This is a genomic window from Vibrio variabilis, assembly GCF_003263785.1.
GTDB classification, from domain to species: domain Bacteria; phylum Pseudomonadota; class Gammaproteobacteria; order Enterobacterales; family Vibrionaceae; genus Vibrio; species Vibrio variabilis.
On the sequence record NZ_JYJK01000080.1, the window covers coordinates 1 to 22,326 of the forward strand.

The following is a 22,326-nucleotide window of genomic DNA, read 5'->3' on the forward strand; positions in this document are numbered from 1 at the left end:
GTTATTACTGGCTTGGTAGCGGAACTTCAGGAAGTTCTGACCGTTACTTAAAATTTGGAACGCATCTTTCAGGTTGCGTCTTTCAAAGTCTGACAAATTCTCTGGCTCAACGTTGTTGTCTGGCTCGATGCCTTGCTCGACGTCGAGCGCTTGGTGAGAGATTCGAACCATTGAGATAAATTCGAGGGCATCTTTAAGATCCCGCGCGCGACCTTTCGGTAAAATCCCCGCTTCGTGGATGTCATCAAGTCGCTCAAATGAGTTAGTAGAGCGGGAGCCAACGGCGAGGGCGTGTACACGGATAAGATCCACCAAAGGTGCCGTGCCACGTCGTTTAAGGTTGATTGAGTTGTTATGACGGCCATCTTTCTCCATCACAAAGTCTTTAAAGAAGCCAAGAGGCGGTTTGCGGTTTAGTGCATTGCGAGCCAAGCAGGCTAGGAAGCGATTGTTGCGTCTCGCGCGTCTGACAATAAAACCATTGAGCTGCTCAGCCCATTTGAGTTTGCCGTATACACCATCTAAGTCGAAGAAGATGGAGGCATTGAGTAGCGCTTTCGGGTTGGGATCGTCAATCCAATCAGCAAAGCAGGCTTCCCACTCTTTGCGGGTCATTCGCCACTCTGGATTCGTGGCCATGATATCGCCGGTGCAGTAGGTGTAGCCACAATCGGCTAAGCCATCGCAGATAAACTTAGAGAAGGCTTCAAAGTACTTACCGTGCTTAGCTTTGTCATAGCTGTCATCAAGAATAATAGCGTTGTCTTGATCGGTCACCAATAGCTGCTCATCGCGTCCCATGGAGCCTAGAGCTAAGAAGCAGTATGGGATTGGCGCTTGGCCTAACTCTTCTTCTGCGAGTTCAATGATGCGCTGTTTGAAGCTTCGTCCGATCACCGACATCGCGGTGCCAACCATGTGGGCGTTGGCATCTTCATTCACCAAGCGCACAAAACTGTCGCGAACCTGTTCAGACAGGGCTTTGAGTTCTTCAATGGACTGTTGCTGGAAGATACTGCTTACTAGCAGTAGCGAGTTCTGCGATTCGTAACGAACGATATCGGTGGTTTCGATGATCCCCAACGGTTTTTTGTTTTTAAGTACCGGGAGATGATGGACGTTGTAACGAAGCATGGTGAGCATCGCTTCGTACACATACGCGTTGTGATCCAGAGAAATCACGTCCGTGGACATGACGCTGGAGACTTCATCCTGTGGATCTAGGTTTTCCGCTAGAACGCGTGTACACAAGTCTCTATCGGTAATAATACCGACCACAGGAGAGGAGTCATCTTCATCACTTTCGACGATTTCAGGGTCGATAATAAGTAGTGATGACACCTGTTCATCCGCCATAACGCGAGCAGCATTCTGGATGCTACTACTGCGTTCAATAGTGGGCGCGTCACGAGTCAGTAGGGTTCGAACCTTGGAAGTGGTGAGATCGTTGGTGTTTTCGTTGTTTGAGACAGTTTGGCGTAATCTAACCGTATCTTCTACTTCTACAAAGTCAGCGAAGGTATCAAAACCATCATAAAGCTCCTGAAAGACTTCAGCCGGAATACAGTACACTAAGGTGTCTTCTACGGCTTTAGCGGGGAAGCGTACTTTGTTATTGGTAAGGAGACCCATCTGACCAAACAGATCGCCTTCATCAATTCGGTTATACAGCTCACCTTTACGGCGATAGATCTCGACGACGCCGCTGCGCACCATGTACAGATCTTGAATATCGTCGCCAAAATGAATGATGGGCGTGTCTTCACGATAGTAGCCAATCTCAATTTGCTGTGAGACGTGTATCAGCGTTTCTTCGGGAAGTTCATCGAAAGGGGGATGAGAGGCCAGAAAGTTCTGGATTTCAATCAGTTCAGCGTCCATGACGAGCCTTATCAAATGGAGTATCTGTTAATACTACACGCTGAAACCAAAAAGGTCAGCTTGCGCTGACCTTTGAGTTAATATTTTGATATTGGGGCATTAAAGTACCGCAGCGATACCTTTACACAGTGGTCCCATATTTGATTTGGTCATGCCCGCAACACTGATACGGCCAGAACCAACGATGTAGATAGCAAACTCTTCTTTTAGACGGTTCACTTGCTCTTTGCTTAGACCAGAGAAAGAGAACATGCCGTTTTGGCGCTCGATAAAGCTAAAGTCAGCATCAACGCCTTCTGCTTTTAGTGTTTCAACAAACAGCTCGCGCATATCTTGGATACGGTCACGCATTTCTGCTACTTCTTGCTCCCATTCTGCGCGTAGTTCAGCATCGTTAAGGATGTAAGTCACAACCGCTGAGCCGTGTGCTGGTGGGTTAGAGTAGATAGAGCGAATGATGCTCTTAACTTGAGAGAACGCCGTCGTTGCGATCTCTTCTGATGCCGCAACCAGTGTGAATGCACCCACACGCTCGTTGTATAGACCGAAGTTTTTCGAGAACGAGCTCGCGACTAGAATTTCTGTGTTGTACTTAGCAAAGGTACGTAGACCTTGTGCATCTTCTTCTACGCCTTTTGCAAAACCTTGGTATGCGAAGTCAAATAGAGGGATAAGACCTTTTGTCTGCGACAAGCTTGGCTAGTTGCTCCCACTCGTCAGTTGTTGGGTCGATGCCTGTTGGGTTGTGGCAGCAGCCGTGTAGTAGAACGATGTCGCCTGCAGATGCTTGCTCTAGGTCAGCAACCATGCCAGCGAAATCTTTGTCTTTGCTTTCCGCATCGTAGTAACGGTATTGCGCAGTTTCGATACCTGCAGCGCTGAATACGCCGTTGTGGTTAGCCCACGTTGGGTTACTGATCCAGATTTTCACGTCGCCAAGTTGGCGCTTGATGAATTCGCCCGCAACACGTAGCGCACCAGTACCACCTGGAGCTTGAGCTGTTTTTGCACGTTTTTCAACTACGATTTCAGCATCTGCACCGAACAGCTGTTTTTGTACCGCTAGACCGTATTCAGCTGTACCTTCAATCGTTAGGTAAGACTTGGTTTTCTCTGTTTCTAAAAGTGCTGCTTCCGCTTTCTTTACGGTCGCTAGAACAGGAGTTTCACCTTGCTCATTCTTGTAGATACCAACACCTAGGTTGATCTTTTCAGCGCGAGCGTCTTTTTTAAACTCTTCTGTTAGACCGAGGATAGGATCAGCGGGTGCTGCAACAACTTTCTCAAACATATTCTTCATCCATGTTAATTGAAGGGGCGAAAAACCATTGGTAACGAAACGGTTACTTGGTGACAACAGCCTATTTATACCTTTGAAGGCTATACCTGACAACCACATTAAAGAAGAAAACAGAAAATTATTTTGATTTGAAACAGAAAAGGGCACTAATTAGGTGTTTGTGTATGAAAAGGTATGGGTTTATCACCAACATATGGGGAGAAAGATGTCACTAACGTGTCATACGCTGATGAATGGGGTTGGCAGTATCTGCCAACCTTAGAGCCAGACACGTTAGTGATAGCGGGTTAGTCGTCGTGGCCTTTTAATTGGTGCTCGGACTCTACAGCCTGAGTTTCGATATCGGGATTTTTCTCGAACTGACTTTTCGCCCAATCATTGAGGTGCTTGAGGATTGCGCTCGCTGCATGCTCTTTAGTTGCCTCTTCACTGCTGCCAACAGCAAGATCTTGTTTGGGATGTAAGCCAGTTTCGTCTTCTGCAACATGTAGCCAATCTGGGTGCCAATAGTAAGGCTGGCCGCTCGTGGACTCCCATTTATGTACGCCGTTACTTTCACCGGAGTATTGGATATCGTTCTGTGTAAACTTGCCCATCAAAACACCTCATTTTGTCGTTTTTCTTTAATCTAAATGTAGTGCGATTTTGATGGTTTACCAATTGGAAAACTGCGTCGAAAACGAAAACTAAGCGCGCATTAATCGAGACTTGAAAAGGGTATGTTGAGCAATAAAAAAGGCCACCGGTAAGGTGGCCTTTGAAAATCCTGATTCGCGAAACTGCTATTTCGCGAACGGCTTAGAAGTTCGCGCTACGTGGTGTACGTGGGAATGGGATAACGTCACGAACGTTGCCCATACCTGTTACGTAAGACACTAGACGCTCAAAGCCAAGACCGAAGCCTGCGTGAGGTACTGTGCCGTAACGACGTAGGTCGCGGTACCAGTTCATGTGCTCTGGGTCGATGTTCATCGCGCGCATACGGTCATCTAGGATGTCTAGACGCTCTTCGCGCTGTGCACCACCGATGATTTCACCGATGCCTGGTGCTAGTACGTCCATCGCCGCAACTGTTTTACCGTCATCGTTCAAGCGCATGTAGAATGCCTTGATGTCTTTCGGGTAGTTCTTAACGATAACTGGCGCTTTGAAGTGCTCTTCCGCTAGGTAACGCTCGTGCTCAGAAGACATATCGATACCCCACTCAACAGGGAATTCGAACTCACGACCAGAATCTAGAAGGATTTGGATGGCGTCAGTGTAGTCAACTTGTGCAAAGTCAGCATCTACGAACTGCTCTAGGCGAGTGATTGCTTGCTTGTCGATGCGCTGAGCAAAGAACTCAAGATCATCACGACGCTCTGCCAGTACTGCTTTAAATACGTACTTAAGCATGTCTTCAGCTAGTTTAGCCACATCTTCTAGGTCTGCGAATGCCACTTCAGGCTCAACCATCCAGAACTCCGCTAGGTGGCGGCTGGTGTTTGAGTTTTCTGCACGGAACGTCGGACCAAAGGTGTAAACCTTGCTTAGTGCACACGCGTAAGCTTCAGCGTTCAGCTGGCCAGATACGGTTAGGAATGTCTCTTTACCGAAGAAGTCTTCGTTGAAGTCTACGTCGCCTTTTTCAGTGCGAGGCAGGTTCTCAAGGTCTAGAGTAGACACACGGAACATTTCGCCAGCACCTTCAGCGTCAGACGCTGTGATAAGTGGCGCAGAAGTCCAGAAGAAACCTTGCTCGTGGTAGAAGCGGTGAATCGCTTGAGATAGACAGTTACGAACACGCGCAACCGCACCGATCACGTTAGTGCGTGGACGAAGGTGTGCTACTTCACGTAGGTACTCGATTGAGTGACGAGTCTTAGCCATTGGGTAAGTCTCTGCGTCTTCAACCCAGCCAACCACTTTAACGTCAGTCGCTGCAAGCTCAAAGTCTTGACCTTTCGCTGGAGATTCTACGATTTTGCCCGTCACTTCCACTGAACAACCAGTCGTCAGTTTTAGGACTTCTTCTTCGTAATTATTAAGATTATTTGGGACCACGGCCTGAATCGGGTCGAAACAAGAGCCGTCGTAGATGGCAAGGAAAGAGATTCCAGCTTTGGAATCACGACGCGAACGGATCCAGCCGCGAACAGTTACTTCACTGTCTACCGCTAGCTTACCGCTTAGTACGTCAGTTACAGGCGCGTAAGTCATGTTATTAATCATCTCCATGGAGGTAACAATACAACCCAATGATATTCGACCAATAATTAGTCAACTCATTGGGTTGCTACTAAATTTCTTTTCAAAGGGACATATTACCTGTCAATTTTCACGGTTCAACCTTTATTGTGGTTATTAAGCATAAATTGATTAAGTAATGTCTCCAGCTGATGAGAAAGCTGCTGTAAGTCCATGCTGATTTGATGCGTTTGGGTTGCGCTGCTGGATGTTTCGTTGGCGTGCTCTGTGATGATGGCGGTTTTTTCACCGACACTTTCACTGGTTTGGCGGTTGGCTTGGATCTGATCCTGCACTTGGCTGGCAAGCTCTGTCGTGGATTCAATTTGCGACACTACGGTCTGCATTTTGCGAGCGAGGGCTTGCACTTCATCAGCACGCTGATGGGCAGTGTCGGACACTTGATTGACCGCGTTAACAGAGAAACTGCTGCCTTGTTGAAACTTGGCAATAATGGTTTCAATATCGTTGGTCGCTTCAGTCGTTCGACTGGCAAGGGAGCGAACTTCATCGGCGACAACGGCAAAGCCTCGGCCTTGCTCACCCGCACGTGCTGCTTCAATGGCAGCGTTGAGCGCCAACAGATTCGTTTGGTCAGCAATGCCTTTAATGGTGGATAGGATCGCAGAGACTTGTTCCGTTTGCTCATTGAGCTCAGAGATGTGCGTGGAGACTTGGGTAATGTCTTGTACCAACGATTCTATGTCATCGCTGGCATTTTTCGCTTCCACGCTGCTTAGTCGGGTGAGTTCACACGTCTCTTGCATCAATTGGGAGGCGCGCTGTGTGGCTTCACTGACCGTTGCCTGCTGTTCTTTTAGCATTTGCATGTTGGCTTCTACCGCAGCAGTCTCGTTAAGCTGACGCTTGGCAGTAGACTCATTATTTTGCGCGATGTCAGTAAGCTTGTCGGCATTGCCACTGACGGTTTGAGCGGTCGACTGCACTTTAACTAGGCTATGTGAAACAGTATCTAGGAAGTCGTTGATATCATTAGTCAGATCACCAACTTCATCGTTTTGCTTACCGTCTAAACGAATGGAGAGATCTTTGCTTCCACTTACTCGAGTCATAAATTTCGATGTAGTCTGCACCGGACCCACGATAAAGCGTCTTGCAATGAAAATGGTCGCGAGGTAGCCGATAAACGCAATGGCGGCCATGATGGCAACGGCAATCGCGGTGCGCTTGTTGATCATGCTGTTTACATGACTGAGATTGTACTCAATTCGAATTGCGCCCAGCACTTCACCTTCTTTAGACATGTGGCAAGCAATACAGTTGGTGCCGCGGTAGTTCTCGCTGGCTTTCATTGGCAATGCAACGACGAGACCTTGCCCCCATTCTGCCTTAAATGGCTCTAACACGGTTTCTCCAAGGAGAGCGCGCTTGTCGATATCGTCAAGCGCGGCTTGATTGTCTAAACCTGGGCCATAGAGCTTGCTCACCGCATCACCACGAAGCACTCGGACATTCTCGATGTTCTCTTGAGCGAGTGCTTTGCCTCTTAACGTCTCTTTTTGCGCCATGGTTCCGGTAAGCATCATCATATTCAAACTATCGAAATAGTTACTGGCTTTATCCTCTAGCTGTTCGCTGAGTACCGAATAGATGAGGTTACGTTGCTGGTTGTATTGATAAGTGGTTGAAATGACAACGACGGTGCCAAAAACCAAGATAAGTGCGAGTAGAAGTTTATTTGTTATAGTAAGTCGCATAATTATATTGTTAACTGTATGGGCTGACAGGGTGAATATTAAGTTAACAAATGCTTGGTGGAAAAGTGGATTTGTGGCAAAACCTCGAAAAGCTCATGGTTTTTAGTGCAAACTGCTTCAAAATTGAGAAATCACCCTCCAAACGTGGTCGTACCATCACACCTGTGAATCGTAGCCGGTTTACTATCACCAGGTCATCGAAACTTCATCAGTTCTTGACTCAAATCTGACAGGGTAGTGTGTTGTCAGGCGTAAAAATGAGGTTTGATGTCATTGAACTTTATCCAGCATGTTTTCACAAACTACTGAATTATCTGCAAACAATAGCTTCTCCAAGGTGAAAGCTCAGGCGTTTCGACCATTGGTCTTGGCGCTTTTTATTGTGCTTTCTTTGTACTATTCATGGGTCTTGTATCTCGCCGCGCATCCGAATGTGTCCACGGCTTACCAGACTTATTACATTGAAAAGAAAACGCGCTATTGGGGCAAAGAGAATATGGATCTCCTTTGGCCTGAAAAGGGCACGATTAATGTAGCAGAACCATCGCCATTTTTGAGTCGCCAAGGTTGGGAGCCTTTACCTAAGGGAGAGGGGAGAGAGTTGGTGCATGATGCGAGCCTCTACTTTAACTTCAAAAAAACGCCGCATAGCCCTGTTCGAATTAAACTTTCGCTTAATCAATCGATTACTGAGCCTGTATATATTTCAGCGAACCAAGGCAGAAAGGTCATGTTGATGCCATTGGAAATCAATTCACTAGAAACGACGTTACCGGCAAGTGTTTTTTTGCGCGCTCAGCCAATTCAACAGCTGCAATTTGAAACTGACGCCAGTTTGAATATAAGACAGGTGACGATTACGGAGACGGTGCAATGAGTATGACTACACAGACTGTCACAGATCCACAGAACATGACCGAGTCGACCGAATTGCAGGGAAAGACACGGCACGTTGATAACTCGTTACCAAGCTTGATGCTTTCTAAGCAGCAATGGATAACCCTAATGGTAGCGGTTTTGCTCAGTCGCACGGTTTTCTATGCACTAGGACTGATTGGCACGCATGCGTATAACCCAGAAACGGTTGCCAATATCGATATATGGCAGCAGGTATGCCGTTTTGATTGTATGTGGTTTCAACGCATTGCCGATGATGGCTATGCACTGCTCCCTTCTTATATGAAAGGCGGCAATGCGGCTAACTGGGCGTTTATGCCAGTGTCACCTTTGTTGGGCAAGCTGATGGCACTGCTAGTGGGAGACACTAATCTCGCGCTTGTGTTGGTTTCTAACCTGACATTTGTGCTCAGTGTGGTTGTATTCCTGAAAGCACTAAAGCAGTTAAGCTTTAGTGAGGAGATGCAAGACATCGCAATTTGGCTACTGTGCTTTTCTCCTTATGCGGTTTATGCCATGTCAGGCTACTCAGAGCCGCTTTATATCGCGCTTATCAGTGGCGTCTTTCTTGCCTGCTATCGACAAAATTGGTGGGCAGTGGGCGTGCTTGGGTTGGTCGCGGCCATCACTCGAAACTTGGGTGTTATGTTAGTGTTTTCAGTAGTGATAATGGGCTTTCAGGCTTATGGAGCGAGCAGTTTCTATCGGCTAAAGAACAATGTGCTCTCGGTGATCGGCGCAGTTTGGTTGATTCCTTTGGGCTTTTTTAGCTATATGGCTTACTTGCATTTTCACATGGGGGATGCCTTGGCCTTTGGGCATATCCAGATTGCTTGGGGTAGGGAGTTCAGTAATCCAATTGAGTGGTTGGTTTATGGTGTGAAAACCGGAGGAGCAAAGCTCTATTTGGTGCTGGTATCGCTCATAGGATTCGCACTCAATACTTACCTTTTCGTGAAAAAACGCTATGCAGAAGCCGCGTTTATGCTGATCAATCTATTGATCCCGCTGTCATCGGGTGTCAATGCAATGCCTCGTTATATTTTTGGCTTGTATCCAACCTACCTGGCAATCATGCTCCTGCTTGAACGCTATCCAAAAGCGCGAATGCCAACCTTATTGACAGGTGCGGCTATCTCAACCTTTGTTGCTATTGGTTTCTATTCCAACGTGTTCTTTACCGTATAGAGGCAAAAATGCCGAAACTGTTTAGGTTTCGGCATTTATATTATTGAGCGATCTGCAGGCCTATTAACAAACCACTTTAATCGCTAGACCGCCTTGCGACGTTTCACGATATTTCGCGTTCATGTCTTTGCCTGTCTCTAGCATGGTTTCAATCACTTTATCGAGTGAAACACGTGGGGCAGAAGCGCGGCGAAGAGCCATACGTGTCGAGTTGATCGCTTTTACAGCAGCGATACCATTACGCTCGATACATGGCACTTGTACTTGACCTGCAACTGGGTCACAAGTCAAACCTAGGTTATGTTCCATTGCGATTTCAGCCGCCATACAAACTTGCTCTGGACTGCCACCCATAAGCTCAGCAAGACCAGCAGCAGCCATTGAACATGCTACGCCAACTTCACCTTGGCAGCCAACTTCAGCACCAGAGATAGACGCATTTTGCTTGTACAGGCCGCCGATTGCGCCAGAGGCAGCGAAGAAGCGGATGTAATCTTTCTCTGTGACGGTTTGAATGAACTTGTCATAGTAAGCCAGAACCGCTGGAATGATACCGCATGCACCGTTCGTTGGTGCGGTAACCACTCGGCCGCCAGCTGCGTTCTCTTCGTTTACCGCAAACGCAAACATGTTAACCCAGTCTACAACTGACATTGGATCGGTTGTGGTTTTCTCTGACGTGATCAATTGCTGACGAAGCGCTGCAGCACGGCGTGGAACGCGTAGAGGACCTGGCAGAATACCTTCTGTATTCATACCACGTTCCATACACTCACGCATGGTACGCCAGATGTTCGCAAAGTAAGTGCGCGTCTCTTCATCAGAATGAACCGCGTGCTCATTTGCCATTACGAGTGTGCTAATAGAAAGACCGTTGTCTTTACATAGGTTAACCAGCTCCTCAGCAGAGTTGAACTCATAAGGTGCTTTGAGAGCAGAGACTTCTTCTTTGCCAAAGTTTTCCTCGTCTACGATGAAACCACCGCCAATCGAGTAGTACGTTTTCGAATAAGCGAGCTCTTCATCGATCCACGCGTGGATCTGCATACCGTTTTCATGCAGCTCTAGGTTGGTTGAATGAAAGTTCATTCCGCCCTCACGAGGGAAGGAAACCGTATGGCAATGCATACCAACCGGAAGACGTTCTGTCTCCTCTACGCGTGCAATAAATCCCGGGATAGAGTCGATGTCGACTTTTTCTGGCGAGTTACCCGCCAAACCCATGATGATAGCGATATCTGTGTGGTGACCTTTCCCTGTCAGTGATAGTGATCCATAAACATCTACAGTGATCTTGGTGATGTCTCTTAGCTTGCCCATGGTACGTAGGTCGTCGATGAACTCTTTACCGGCTTTCATCGGACCAACGGTGTGTGAGCTTGAAGGACCAACACCAATTTTGTAGATATCAAAAACACTGATCATACTGATTTGCCTCTAGAAAAGCCCCTAACCGTGATAGGGGCTTAAATTATCGTTATTGTGTATCGAGATACGGTTTAATCGAGATGTTCAATTGACAGCGTCAATTAAAAAGCGCCGTAGATTACCGAAGTAATCGCTGCAACACCACAGATTGCTGTAAAGATTTGTACAGGTGCAGAAGTTTTGTACTTCGCCATCGCTGGCACTTTCTTCATTGCGTATATAGGCATCAGGAATAGGATAGCTGCAATCATTGGAGCGCCCATGGTTTCAATCATGCCAAGGATGCTTGGGTTGATGATAGCGACGATCCAAGTGGTGACTACGATGAACACTAGAGACGCTTTCTCAATTTTACCGATTGGCGCTTTAGAGCGAGATTTACCAAGACCGACTAGACCTTCGTGAGCACCAAGGAAGTGACCAAAGTAGCTAGAAGTAATCGCTGCGAAAGCAACAACAGGGCCAAGGATAGAGATAAGTGGTGACTCGTGAACGTTAGCAAGGTAAGACAGTACAGAGATGTTTTGCTCTTGTGCAATGGCTAGCTGCTCTGGAGATAGAGATAGCACTACCGAGAATACGAAGAACATAACAAAGCCCATCAACATCATCGCTGCACCGCCAGTGATCATGTCTGTTTTCTTAACCGCGTCGTCACCGTATACGCGACGTTGCTCTTTAGAGAACTGAGAAATGATTGGGCTGTGGTTGAATGAGAATACGATGATAGGAATAGCAAGCCAGATAACAGCAGGCATTGAACCCCAGTCAGGCTTACATTCATCATTGAAGTGTTCCAGTCTGGAATTAGGTAAACAGACAGAGCTAACAGGATGAATACTAATGGGTAGACCATTGCAGACGTCGCTTTTAGCATCAACTCTTTACCGAATACAACGCCACATGTCATAGCACCGATTAGACAGCCAGATAGCAACCAGCGTGGAATAGACTCCATGCCCATTTGGTTTACTAGGAACGAATCCACAGTATTTGTGATACCAACACCGTAGATGAGAACAATCGGGTAAATGGCAAAAAAGTAAGCGAAAGTAATAAGGTTTGCACCCGCTTTACCAAAGTGTTCTTCAACGGTGTCAGTGATATCCGCATCTGGGTTTTTAGCAGAAAGGACGAAGCGCGCTAAGCTCTTGTGCGCAAACCATGTCATTGGTGCTGCAATTAGGGCTAGGATTACTAATGGCCAGAAGCCGCCAGCACCCGCTTTAATAGGAAGGAAAAGTACGCCAGCACCAACGGCTGTACCGAAAAGAGAAAGTGCCCACGTGAAATCTTTGTAGGTCCACTTAGATGTGGCGCGGCTCGCTGCCGCAGTAGTTGTGGTAGTCATAGTTAATACTCATTTTTTGGGAACAGGAAATAAGTCGGGCGCAATATTGCACGTAAATTGCAGCCAAAAACTAGATCTAGGTCATGGTTTGCGTTGGCTTATTCATTGGGGCTATATTTTGCAGGTTTAGTCACGTTTTTTTCGTGCTACTGATTAGCAGGTTTGATAGTTGGCATTAGTAAAACTAATGCCACTTTTGGGCAAACGTTTGGCTTATTACTTTTCTTTAACTTAGCAAAAGCTGAGTCTGTAGGTTTTCGATGATCTGTGCTGTTACACCCCAAATAAAGTGTTCTTTATAAGGAATAGACAAAACGCGGTGGTGCTGCCCGCGAATTTGAAAACCCACAGAAGAAAGGTTGGTTGGAGAGGCAAGAAACTCTAACGGTACCTCAAATAAGTAGTCGACTTCGTTGGTATCAATTCTTGGTTGGTACTTAGGTTCAACAAACGCGAGTACTGGTGTTACGTTGAACGCCGTGACAGTAACGAGCTTGGGAAGATAGCCAATCACGGAAATATGATGACTACTTATCCCTATCTCTTCTTCTGTCTCTCGAAGTGCTGTTATGGTTGGGCTTTGATCACTAGGCTCGACCTTACCGCCAGGAAAGCTAATTTGCCCGGGGTGGTGCTTTAAATGACTGGCACGTTTGGTAAGGATGACGTGAAGCTTGGCTTCACGTTCGACGAGTCCTATTAATACACTGGCCTCACGCAAAGAACTTTTATCAATATTTGCGGTTCGTAGTTTAGTCTCTTTATGGTAGTCCTCGGTTTGTTGCAGTTGAAAGCGCGATAGGAACTCAGATTTAGTCATACTACTCGTCGCCAGCTACACCATTGATGCCAAGTATTCGTTGATTTGGTTTTTGATGACACCTAATTCTTGAATCACAAACTGAATGTCTGCCGATTGCGGTGCCTCTCCGGCGCGCGTCGAAGTCTCAATAGCTTCGAGCTTCTCTACTGCTTTAGTCTCGCCAAAGCTTGCTAGAATGCCTTTGAGAGAGTGGGCGGTGATAAACAGTTCACTCCAATTCTGCTCGTTATAGAGTGATTGTATTTTGTCTGCACCGTTTTCATGTTCTTCCATGAATGCCATAAATACGGCTGCGATGATGTCCTCGTCATTGTCCATATAGCTGCGAAGTACGTCGAAATCTATCATCCTGCTGTCCTTTTATGCTGTTTATCGTTTTTCCTGACCGAGTTTGTTTCATTTCAGTCACAAACTCAGTTACTTAACAACAATAGTATAGTTTATTAGAAATGAAAAACTGCCCATCATGAAGATCTAAACTTGATCTTTGTAATCGCCGTCAATCTACGACTTTGGTATTAATTCGATCACCAATTAGCTAGTCAGTATGAAGTAAATTTTGATGCATAGCATAAACGCGACTACTCTTGATCATGCGACGCACCTCAAAGGTTCAAAACTAATAATTATCTATAGAGTTGGCGAGGTTGCAGACAGATATGGAGATTGCCATGACTACTAGGATCGAAAACGCAAAAACTGACGACTTGGACAGCAACGTAGATTTTTACTCCAAGTATATCCAAGATGTCGTAGGTATTGATTTGCTGACACCGGAACAAGAATACCATTACGCAACGCTAGCCAGACGCGGGGATATGGCAGCGAGGGATGTACTCATTGAGTCCAATCTTCGTCTTGTGGTCAAAATTGCGAGAGGTTACACAAAGCGCGGATTAAACAATCACACTATTCTCGATCTGATCGAGGAAGGTAACTTAGGCTTGATCAAAGCTATCGATAAGTTTGAACCTGAAAAAGGCTTCCGCTTCAGTACCTACGCCGTGTGGTGGATACGCGAAAGTATTGAGTCTTCTTTGATGAATACTGGAAGAACGGTACGCCTGCCAGTTCATGTGATCAAGGAAATCAATCGATTGTCGCGTCAAACTAATGAGATGCGCTCGGCTCTAAAAAGAGCGCCGTCTGTCAAAGAGATTGCTGAGCAAACCTCGAATTCACAGCAACACGTGAGTGAACTGATTCACATGAGTGGATTTATCGAATCAAGCGCTTCAGTCGATATCACAGACAAGGAGTTTCAGAGTCTAGATACGTGTCGCTCCGAGGCTATTCCCGAACCGTACGATACTTGTCATGATGAAAAGCTTCTGAAAAGTTTGGAAAAAGTGGTTCTATCACTACCGGACAAATATAGAGATATTGTGATTCATCGCTTTGGGCTGTTTGGTAAAGAAGTACTGACGTTAGACTGCCTAGGTGAAATGTATGGGCTTTCTAAAGAGAGAGTGCGCCAACTACAGCAAGAGGGAGTGACTAAGCTTCAGGGCAAGCTCAAATTTGATGGCTGGGTAATGAGATGAGTAACTTTTTTGCTAGTTGCTAGTTGCTAGTTGCTAGTTGCTAGTTGCTAGTTGCTACTTGCTAGTAGGTGACACTAGTGATGCAGCCTTGGCTTTGATTGTGACGCTTTGGCCACTGACAGTATCTCTGTTAGCCGTTGTTTGACTGAACAGTCCTGTAAACCCGATAAAAAGCGAGTAAGGGCAGCGAAATATACACGATGACGACAAATTTCAGCCAGTGTCTGTTCAAGGCGTTGCAGTCTGGTTGTTTTTCGTTGTTGTGATTGTGAGTCCCAGTTTCCTTCAATATTCGCCAAAGATTGAGCGCAGCAATGCTGCTCAAATAGAGGATCTTCCCCAACTAACGGGCGATAGCCACTGACATACCAGGCTTCGACCATTTCTCTGATCTCAATTTCTTCCTGTGGTATCTCATTCTCACTCAGAGCCTGGCCAGTTGGCACTGCCTGAGTATAGCTGTGATCGAGTTTGTCTTTAACGTATTTGTACATAATAGAACTTATAAAAAGAACACGTTAGCAAAATATCATACGTACGGTAAAAACACTATTGATAGTTTAAATATTAGTGCTAATGACAGAAAGGTTTAAATCCGTAGTAAAAGTAATGCTTTATGGGTGGCTCACTTTATACAGTAAGTACTGAACATAGCGAAACTCTAGTGATTCTGAGCGCCATTGTGAGGTAATACGTTTCACTGCGCTTTGGTACGCCCGACATCGTATCAGCAGGGTGAGTGTTTTGGTTAACCGCTTAAACTCGTCTACTCGTTGCCAAAAGTTAAATTGCTCCAGTTGATCTTCGACAAATGGAACAAAGCCAGCTTGATACCAGCAGTCAAGAACTTCACGAATTTCAAACTCTTCTTCGGGTACATCACCACGCTGAAGCACTTTATCGACAGGTGGTGGGGTACGATACACATCGTCATATAGGTCATCGACATACACGTAATCCATCGTGCCCCTCCGCTACGCAATAACATGACAATAACCTAGAACGCATTGCACTGCATTCAAGTAAATATCAACTTGAATTTGAATTTGTTTCTTCTAGCTTGTTTTGGTGCGATAGGGAAACTCATAAGCACCTCAGTTGGCTAATAATTCAAAGAGAGATCGACATGCTAGGAAAGCAGGCTGAAGCGAAGAAACTGTTCTGGTCAGAACACCTTCATGACATTACTACTGAAGTGTCAAAAGGCGAGTTTTGGCAGAGGGTTATGAACTTTGACACCCGTCATTCTCATATCAATCCGCCGTCTATTGACAGTATCAACCACATACTCACTTTGATTCGCGACGTCCAATTTGACGGTGCCCCAGCCGCTGTCCCAATTCCACTCGAGACGACCGGCGGTGAGATGATTGTGGTGAAGTTTGAAATCTTTTTGGTTATTTGATAATTTGGTGAAAGGCAGTGTGCAAGTATTGTCACACACGCTTTCTAAAATTGCCTGTACTGAGCTTTTGGAGCATGTGCTGGATGATCCTGCCAGAGGGGTTATGATCACCGATGATAAACACCGAGTGCTGTTTACCAACGAGAAGTTGTGTCGAGACCATGGTACATCCTCACTTGCGCTATTGGGACGCAGTATTAGTGAGGGAGGGCTGTTCCATAGTGACAAGCGACATATTGAAGCATTTCAAAAACGTATTGAGCGTGAGGTGAAATGGCGCGGCGCTATGATTACCAATGCGAAAGAATCACGCTCTATGTTGGAGATGGTTCATATAAAGCGCGTTGAGGTAGCGCAAGAGCACTGCTTTTATATTTACAGCTTTCTAGGTGAACATCGAAATCTAGCCAAGAAAAAGGCTCAAGACGTAACCAATATTCCTAATTTGGAGGAGATGGACGAAGTAGCGTTTAGAAACAGCGCCAAGCAGCTTTCTTCTCAAGGAGGCAAGTTCATCGTCGTGAGTTTACATCCTCGCTTTTACAGTGAGCTAGAAGTGGAGTCACGTCAAAAAGTGTATGCCGCACTGCAGTCGTTTCATGACGCCGATAGCTTTGGCTATATTGGCAGGAATACATTTGTTGTCTTGCTTCGAATACGTGAAGACGATGTTGAAGACGTCACCACAATCAATATGTGTATTAAGCAGTTTTTCACGGGCTTGAGCAAGTATCTGGATGATCATTTGATCAATGATATCTCTGATGGGCAAATTGGGGTTGCGTTGCATGGCTTCAATCAATGTGCGATGGACGAAGTGATTTCGCAATCGGTTCAAGCCATGTTTGTTCATGACTCTCAAGCAAGTAGCGTGAATTTTTACGATGAAGTGCTGGTGCAAGCGAGCATTCGTCGTAGAAAGCTGGAAAATCTACTCATTGAAGCGGTTCAGAATAAACAAATAGATGTTCACTTTCAGCCGATTGTGGACACTAAAACCAACCAGATTGTGAAGTTAGAAGCCTTATGCCGCTTCCAAATCGAAGAAGTCGACTATTGTGTTCAAGAAATGATCCATCTTGCTGAAGAGCTAAAGATGATCAATGCCATTGATATGATTGTTGCTGAAAAGGCGATAAAAGCATTTGTTCAGCTCGATAATGTCGTGGAGCAAAAGCTAGCGCTGTCGCTAAATTGCTCAATTGCTGATACTGAGTCTCACCATCTTCAAGAATTGTTTACCTATATCAATGAGTCATCCGTTGCGAATGATGATGTCACGATTGAGATTACAGAAACGTCCTATTTCGAAAAGAACATTAACAACTCTAACCTGTTGGAGCGCATTCGAGATTCAGGGGTCAAAATTGCAGTAGATGATTTTGGTACAGGCAACTCATCGTTCTCTTACTTCAGCGATTTTCATTTTGATGAACTAAAAATCGACCGTAAATTCATCACGAATATTCATCAGATAAAGCAGAAATTTTTTGCGGTTAACATGTTAAGACAACTGTCCCATGACTTAAACATCAAAGTGGTTGCAGAGGGCGTTGAGAGCGCTGAGGAACTGGAAACACTCAAGCTAATAGATGTGGATTTTATTCAAGGATATTTCTTCTACAGACCAATGACTGCCAAGCAGATTCAAGAGACTCTTGCCGGCAGTGAACATATCCACTAACGCTATCGTGTTTAGATTTTAGGTGATCATTATGGAATGTGGGGAACGGCACGGACAACTGTTACTACAATTCGCTTGTGGCACGCTAGTGTTTACGCGAGAGTTTGTGCAAAGTTGCTCCAAAGAGTTAAAGTCTATTGAACCAGAGCAGGTGATATGTGAGAGCCCCAGCGGGGTGTTTAAAGATTTTGGTAATGGATTTTATGCGTATCGCAAACAATCAAAAGATGAGCAAACGCTAGTGTTGAAATGCACCGTAGGCGAAGTTGCGTTTCAGGTTTATTGCCCCATTGATTCACATAAAGTGTTGAGTATCCCTGACCATCTAGATTTGCCTTGCTTAGATATGAGTGACTTATCCTTGCGCAGACAAGTCCCGTCTCTTTCTGGCTATACGATGCTCAGTGATGGAACCGTCATGATTCCAATAGACAGCTTGTGTCGAAACGCATCCGGAGAAATATCGGATAAAGTGAAGGTCTCTTTGCTGGATGTCGATGACATAGAAGAGGGTTACACCTTCAGTGTCACTCCGAAGTATTTGCTGGTCTACCCCAAGCAAACAATACTGGCTCCGAAATCAGAGCTGTGTCACTTGACGCTTTTATTCAAGAATGTTGATAGTGACGAGATCACCAAGGTTATGATCTGTTTGGACTTCTCTCGTTTCTCTAGTTTGTTTACCTCTAGGCTATCCTTGTCTCCCGATACCAAGTGTTTTGAGCAGAAAGTGTTGACACAGGTAACCCCTTTATTGTCGAGCCCCATCGCTTTTGTAGAGTCTGTATTCTGTCTGGATGATCAACAGTTCTTAGTCCCACAAGCGGATGGTTCGTTTGTTTATAAGCAGGACCACGCCGTATCAGTCAATCCAAGGCGCTTTGTATACTCGATTTGTGATGGCGTAGAGCATATTGCAACAGGGATTGCGGTTGCAAACCTGCCAAGACAGTTACAGGTGAAACCAAAAAGTCGACAAACGAATACGGAGTATTGAAGTGAGAGCTTACGTCGTTCCTTTGTACCAGTATATCGATACTAAAAAGTTCTCTTGTCCTTATTAGTTGATATTTAAGAATATATGGAAAACAACTAAGAATTGTCCTAATACTTTAATGAGTCACAATAAACACCCACCTCGGGCGTTCCACTAGCATGGAGAAGATGAATGAAAGGAATTATTTTTACTGAATTCATGGAGTTGGTTGAAGAGAAATTTGGCTTGGACGTTCTGGATGAGGTGTTAGAGATGTCTGGAGACGAGGGCATTTATACTGCGGTTGGCAGCTATGACCATCGAGACTTGGTTAAGCTTATTGTCAACTTGAGTAAAAAAACCAATATCGATCCGGAAACACTTCAACAAGTGTTTGGACAGACGGTGTTTAAGACTTTGCTTGCCTCTATTCCAGAAAGTGCCAGCATTGGCAGTAGTAACTCCACTTTTCAGTTCATCCGACACGTGGAAGACTATATCCATGTCGAGGTGAAGAAGCTTTATTCCGACGCAGAGCCTCCCAAGTTCCATTTTATTAGTGAGTCCGAGACAGATATGGTGATGGATTATCAAAGCGCTCGTTGCATGTCACATGTTTGCTTGGGGCTAATCGAAGGTTGTGCCGAACACTTTGGCGAAAAACTCAACGTTGAGATGACGCCGCAATCGGACGACAACAGTACGGTCAGATTTAGCCTATCTCTGGTGTAACAACATTATGCCTAACGGTTCGGCGATTGAGCGCAAACTCAAGCGTGAAATAGCGGCTAGAAAAGCAGCGGAAAGCTTGCTAGAACAAAAGAGCCTGGAGCTTTTTAATGCTAACCAGCAGCTCGAGGTTGCATTAAAGCAGACTGAAGCGCGTTCTGAAGCAAGCTTTAAACGTCTTGAGTTTCAGCAGAATATCGAACGTATTCTGATACATTTCGGTAAGACTTTCCTGCGCTCGAATTTGGACGATGTACTGGTCATCGATCTTGTTAATCAACTCTCTCATGTTTCGGATGATGTCGCTTGCGCCATTTCCCTGCCGAGTGAACTTTTGCCAGCAGTGACTCAATCCAATTACCAAACCAAGAAGTACATCGAGATAACTGCCCAAGAAGGAAGTACAACGTCCTGCATTTCCATAGAGCTTGAACAGAAAGTCATCGGTAAGCTGGATCTCGCTGTCCTTGAGGCAACGTTTGATATGGACTTTGTGAACACCCAGATGTCACTGGTGTGTGAGCTACTCGCCAGTTCTATCAACCGTCAGGTTATCAATCAGCGTTTAGTTGAGTCAAAGGAGCGGGCAGAAGCGTCAGAGCGTTCAACGAGAGAGTTCTTGGCGATGATCAACCATGAGCTCCGCACTCCTTTAAATGGTTTGTTGGGCAGTGTAGAGCTATTGGCGGATACCGGATTATCTGATGCACAAAAAGACCTTCACCATAACCTTAGTCAGTCTGGGCAACTTCTACGCTCGATTATCAATGACTTATTGGATTTCAGTAAGATAGATGCTGGTATGCTTGAGCTTATTGAATCGAACTTTGGTTGGAGTTCGTTAGAGTCGACATTAAAAAGCATTTTCGAACACAAAGCACAAGAGAAACAGATTGGTTTTACGATTGAGACGTTAAACTTAGATAATCAGCAAATCAAAGGAGACTTGGAGCGAGTCACTCAAATTTTCGTTAACTTGATCGGCAACGCGATTAAGTTTACCGACAAAGGTGAAGTCAGTGTCCGCGTCGAGAATGGTGCTACGGGACTGCAAGTCGCTGTAAAAGATACCGGAATTGGGATTAGTGAATCAGCTCAGAAAAAGTTGTTTCAACCGTTCACTCAGGCCGATCGCTCTAGCTCTCGAAACTATGAGGGCACCGGACTAGGCTTAGCAATATGCCGTCGGTTAGTTGAGTTGATGGGAGGGAATATCTCCCTTGAGAGTCAATTAGGGGTCGGTACGACCTTCCATATGTTTTTGCCGCTCAAGACAGAAAGGATTGAGATGCAGACTGAGGCCGTTCAGGCCGAGAATACGCAAGCATTAGACTTTTCCGCATTAAAAATTCTAGTGGTTGACGATATCAAAATGAACCAAGTAATCATCACTAAGATGTTGAGTAAATTGGGAATTTCGCCAGACTTGGCGGTTAACGGTCTCGAAGCGGTTGAGCATGCGAGCCATCAGCAATACGACATTATTTTCATGGACTGTCGAATGCCAGTGATGGACGGGTTTGAGGCGACCAAACGACTGCGCAGTGCCAAATACAGTAAACCAATAGTGGCTCTGACCGCGGGTACCACAACGGAAGAACGTCAAAATTGTTACGATGTAGGGATGGACGACATATTGTCCAAACCCTACACCGCCAAAGATCTTACTCAAACACTGGCTAAATGGGGCCAAATTGGGGACTTGAGGCGATTTAGCGTTAGACCCGTTCGAGTGTCACAAGCTGTCTAATATCGGCAGTATTTTGCCTAGTTTGTGGTACGTTTCTTGATATTCATCGTCACAGTCACTGTCTGCCACTATGCCGCCGCCCGCCCAAGCGTAAATCTCACCTTGAGTCGCTATGAGTGTACGAATCGTAATGCTGGTGTCCATTACACCATGAGCACTGATATAACCAATACTGCCACAGTAGACGCTGCGTCTGTGCGGCTCAAGCTCTTCAATGATCTCCATTGCTCGAACCTTTGGTGCACCAGTGATTGAACCGCCAGGGAAGCATGCGCGCAATAGGTCTGTGGCTTGATATTGATTGTCTAGCTCTCCTGTCACTGTGCTCACTAAGTGATGAACAGCGGGGAAGCTTTCAACATCAAATAATTTTGGCACCTTCACCGAACCCGGTTTGGCAACGCGGCCAATATCGTTCCTCAACAAATCAACGATCATCAAATTTTCGGCTTGATCTTTTGGCGCGTTAGCCAAATCGAGTGCGCTATTTTTGTCTTCAGCGGGGTCAACAAAACGTGGTCGGGTGCCTTTAATCGGTTTAGTTTCAATGACGCGGTTATGAAGCTGCAAGAAGCGCTCTGGTGAGATGCTTATAATTGCACTGTCTTCCAAGCGGATAAACGCACTGAATGGCGCTTGATTGTGTTCATCTAAGACTTCAAAAGCATGCCATTCACTGCCCGAGTACTGAGCACAGTGTCGCTGGGCTAGATTTATCTGATAGCTATCACCGGCGGAAAGATACTCTTTCACTGAGTGAAAGCGTTGTTGATAATCCGCTTGGCTCATGTTGGATTGCCATGGTGTCGTGAGCTTAAACGGGGAGAGAGCTTTGGCTTGTTGGCTCTGCAACCAATTGAGCTTTGTATCTGGTTCAGTGCGACAATCACGGCTTTTTTCTTCTGGTGGTCGACCATCAGCGCCCAGTCGTAGATACCTATCGCCATATCTGGGGCAGCGATATCATGGCTTGCGGTCTCAGGTATGCGTTCCACTCGTCGGCCTAGATCGTAGGCAAAATAGCCTAGCGCGCCGCCTAAAAATGGCCAGCTTGTTTCTATGTCTATATGACCAATTTTTTCAGCAATCAGGTTATTGATGAGCGTGAATGGGTCATCGCTACTGCTATCTTCTGCTCCATCACAGTGGATTTTTGATTGCTCACCAAAGGTTTGCACCGTCGCAACTGGATCAGCGACCAAAATATCAAAACGATTGTTTTCATGTTCTAAAGTCGACGACTTTAGCAGCATAGCCCAAGGGATCTGCTCGATAGTGGCAAAGTATTGTTTGGCTAAATCTGGTTGATAGGGCAGGTCAACGAATTGAATAGATTGGCTTTCTTTTTTGTTCATTTGCTTAAACTGTGACAGAAACGTTGTCGCACTCATGGCGCATAGTGGAAAGCAAGAGTATCATATTTTCA

The 22,326-nt window shown here is 45.7% G+C and carries 17 protein-coding genes and 3 pseudogenes; 8 read left to right on the forward strand and 12 right to left on the reverse strand.

The genetic code is table 11. From position 1 onward, the window contains the following. From TZ48_RS13600 to TZ48_RS13620, 5 genes and pseudogenes are all read right to left on the reverse strand, one after another. Positions 1–1,881 (reverse strand): putative nucleotidyltransferase substrate binding domain-containing protein (locus tag TZ48_RS13600; protein WP_112479554.1); only part of this gene is annotated, 1,881 nt, incomplete at its 3' end. Between the two features lie 99 nt (positions 1,882–1,980). Continuing rightward, positions 1,981–3,172: pseudogene (locus tag TZ48_RS13605) on the reverse strand (amino acid aminotransferase). A 296-nt stretch (positions 3,173–3,468) separates the two neighbouring features. Continuing rightward, entirely contained in the window at positions 3,469–3,777 is a 309-nt protein-coding gene (locus TZ48_RS13610) for a hypothetical protein (RefSeq protein WP_112479555.1), read from the reverse strand. 202 nt (positions 3,778–3,979) lie between these two features. Next, positions 3,980–5,380, reverse strand: a complete 1,401-nt coding sequence (asnS, locus tag TZ48_RS13615) for an asparagine--tRNA ligase (protein WP_112479586.1) — start codon at positions 5,378–5,380, stop codon at positions 3,980–3,982. A 125-nt stretch (positions 5,381–5,505) separates the two neighbouring features. Next, entirely contained in the window at positions 5,506–7,125 is a 1,620-nt protein-coding gene (locus TZ48_RS13620; protein ID WP_112479556.1) for a methyl-accepting chemotaxis protein, read from the reverse strand. A 289-nt stretch (positions 7,126–7,414) separates the two neighbouring features. Between TZ48_RS13620 and TZ48_RS13625 the strand changes: the two genes are divergently transcribed. Both TZ48_RS13625 and TZ48_RS13630 read left to right on the forward strand, forming a co-directional pair. Further along, positions 7,415–8,002: a hypothetical protein gene (locus tag TZ48_RS13625; protein ID WP_112479557.1), complete on the forward strand. Its 588-nt coding sequence runs from the start codon at positions 7,415–7,417 to the stop codon at positions 8,000–8,002. Beyond that, a complete protein-coding gene (locus tag TZ48_RS13630) occupies positions 7,999–9,210 on the forward strand; it encodes a mannosyltransferase family protein (protein WP_239670868.1) in 1,212 nt (403 codons plus the stop codon). The genes TZ48_RS13625 and TZ48_RS13630 overlap by 4 nt, the downstream gene beginning before the upstream one ends. Before the next feature lie 63 nt (positions 9,211–9,273). On the opposite strand, the gene TZ48_RS13635 is transcribed toward TZ48_RS13630, so the two are convergent. From TZ48_RS13635 to TZ48_RS13650, 4 genes and pseudogenes are all read right to left on the reverse strand, one after another. Further along, positions 9,274–10,635: an L-serine ammonia-lyase gene (locus tag TZ48_RS13635; protein ID WP_042498194.1), complete on the reverse strand. Its 1,362-nt coding sequence runs from the start codon at positions 10,633–10,635 to the stop codon at positions 9,274–9,276. 104 nt (positions 10,636–10,739) lie between these two features. Further along, positions 10,740–11,989 (reverse strand): annotated as a pseudogene (locus tag TZ48_RS13640) (aromatic amino acid transport family protein). Positions 11,990–12,215: 226 nt separating this feature from the next. Next, a complete protein-coding gene (locus tag TZ48_RS13645; protein ID WP_112479558.1) occupies positions 12,216–12,809 on the reverse strand; it encodes a CoA pyrophosphatase in 594 nt (197 codons plus the stop codon). A 15-nt stretch (positions 12,810–12,824) separates the two neighbouring features. Further along, entirely contained in the window at positions 12,825–13,160 is a 336-nt protein-coding gene (locus TZ48_RS13650) for an Hpt domain-containing protein (protein ID WP_112479559.1), read from the reverse strand. A 323-nt stretch (positions 13,161–13,483) separates the two neighbouring features. On the opposite strand from TZ48_RS13650, the gene TZ48_RS13655 reads away from it, so the two are divergent. Beyond that, positions 13,484–14,356: a sigma-70 family RNA polymerase sigma factor gene (locus TZ48_RS13655; RefSeq protein WP_112479560.1), complete on the forward strand. Its 873-nt coding sequence runs from the start codon at positions 13,484–13,486 to the stop codon at positions 14,354–14,356. 74 nt (positions 14,357–14,430) lie between these two features. Here the strand turns inward: TZ48_RS13655 and TZ48_RS13660 are convergent, their stop codons facing one another. After that, entirely contained in the window at positions 14,431–14,850 is a 420-nt protein-coding gene (locus tag TZ48_RS13660; protein ID WP_112479561.1) for a hypothetical protein, read from the reverse strand. Between the two features lie 120 nt (positions 14,851–14,970). Next, complete coding sequence (locus tag TZ48_RS13665; RefSeq protein ID WP_112479562.1) at positions 14,971–15,318, reverse strand: hypothetical protein; 348 nt, start codon at positions 15,316–15,318, stop codon at positions 14,971–14,973. A 164-nt stretch (positions 15,319–15,482) separates the two neighbouring features. Between TZ48_RS13665 and TZ48_RS13670 the strand changes: the two genes are divergently transcribed. The 5 genes from TZ48_RS13670 (at position 15,483) to TZ48_RS13690 (ending at position 20,900) form a co-directional block, all read left to right on the forward strand. Further along, positions 15,483–15,761, forward strand: coding sequence for a hypothetical protein (locus tag TZ48_RS13670; protein ID WP_112479563.1), 279 nt, complete (start codon positions 15,483–15,485; stop codon positions 15,759–15,761). 7 nt (positions 15,762–15,768) lie between these two features. After that, entirely contained in the window at positions 15,769–17,445 is a 1,677-nt protein-coding gene (locus tag TZ48_RS13675; protein ID WP_162674583.1) for an EAL domain-containing protein, read from the forward strand. Between the two features lie 31 nt (positions 17,446–17,476). After that, positions 17,477–18,442, forward strand: a complete 966-nt coding sequence (locus TZ48_RS13680; RefSeq protein ID WP_112479565.1) for a hypothetical protein — start codon at positions 17,477–17,479, stop codon at positions 18,440–18,442. A gap of 171 nt (positions 18,443–18,613) precedes the next feature. Next, complete coding sequence (locus tag TZ48_RS13685; RefSeq protein WP_112479566.1) at positions 18,614–19,153, forward strand: heme NO-binding domain-containing protein; 540 nt, start codon at positions 18,614–18,616, stop codon at positions 19,151–19,153. 7 nt (positions 19,154–19,160) lie between these two features. Beyond that, entirely contained in the window at positions 19,161–20,900 is a 1,740-nt protein-coding gene (locus tag TZ48_RS13690) for an ATP-binding protein (protein WP_112479567.1), read from the forward strand. On the opposite strand, the pseudogene pabB reads toward TZ48_RS13690, so the two are convergent. Further along, positions 20,886–22,255, reverse strand: a pseudogene (gene pabB / locus TZ48_RS13695) (aminodeoxychorismate synthase component 1). The gene TZ48_RS13690 and the pseudogene pabB overlap by 15 nt on opposite strands. Between the last annotated feature and the right edge of the window lie 71 nt (positions 22,256–22,326).

Excerpts from the sequence above, each read along its gene's own strand:
- TZ48_RS13610 (WP_112479555.1), bottom strand. The coding sequence starts at position 3,777 with ATGGGCAAGTTTACACAGAACGATATCCAATACTCCGGTGAAAGTAAC.
- asnS (WP_112479586.1), bottom strand. The coding sequence starts at position 5,380 with ATGACTTACGCGCCTGTAACTGACGTACTAAGCGGTAAGCTAGCGGTA.
- TZ48_RS13620 (WP_112479556.1), bottom strand. The coding sequence starts at position 7,125 with ATGCGACTTACTATAACAAATAAACTTCTACTCGCACTTATCTTGGTT.
- TZ48_RS13625 (WP_112479557.1), top strand. The coding sequence starts at position 7,415 with ATGTTTTCACAAACTACTGAATTATCTGCAAACAATAGCTTCTCCAAG.
- TZ48_RS13630 (WP_239670868.1), top strand. The coding sequence starts at position 7,999 with ATGAGTATGACTACACAGACTGTCACAGATCCACAGAACATGACCGAG.
- TZ48_RS13635 (WP_042498194.1), bottom strand. The coding sequence starts at position 10,635 with ATGATCAGTGTTTTTGATATCTACAAAATTGGTGTTGGTCCTTCAAGC.
- TZ48_RS13645 (WP_112479558.1), bottom strand. The coding sequence starts at position 12,809 with ATGACTAAATCTGAGTTCCTATCGCGCTTTCAACTGCAACAAACCGAG.
- TZ48_RS13650 (WP_112479559.1), bottom strand. The coding sequence starts at position 13,160 with ATGATAGATTTCGACGTACTTCGCAGCTATATGGACAATGACGAGGAC.
- TZ48_RS13655 (WP_112479560.1), top strand. The coding sequence starts at position 13,484 with ATGACTACTAGGATCGAAAACGCAAAAACTGACGACTTGGACAGCAAC.
- TZ48_RS13660 (WP_112479561.1), bottom strand. The coding sequence starts at position 14,850 with ATGTACAAATACGTTAAAGACAAACTCGATCACAGCTATACTCAGGCA.
- TZ48_RS13665 (WP_112479562.1), bottom strand. The coding sequence starts at position 15,318 with ATGGATTACGTGTATGTCGATGACCTATATGACGATGTGTATCGTACC.
- TZ48_RS13670 (WP_112479563.1), top strand. The coding sequence starts at position 15,483 with ATGCTAGGAAAGCAGGCTGAAGCGAAGAAACTGTTCTGGTCAGAACAC.
- TZ48_RS13680 (WP_112479565.1), top strand. The coding sequence starts at position 17,477 with ATGGAATGTGGGGAACGGCACGGACAACTGTTACTACAATTCGCTTGT.
- TZ48_RS13685 (WP_112479566.1), top strand. The coding sequence starts at position 18,614 with ATGAAAGGAATTATTTTTACTGAATTCATGGAGTTGGTTGAAGAGAAA.
- TZ48_RS13690 (WP_112479567.1), top strand. The coding sequence starts at position 19,161 with ATGCCTAACGGTTCGGCGATTGAGCGCAAACTCAAGCGTGAAATAGCG.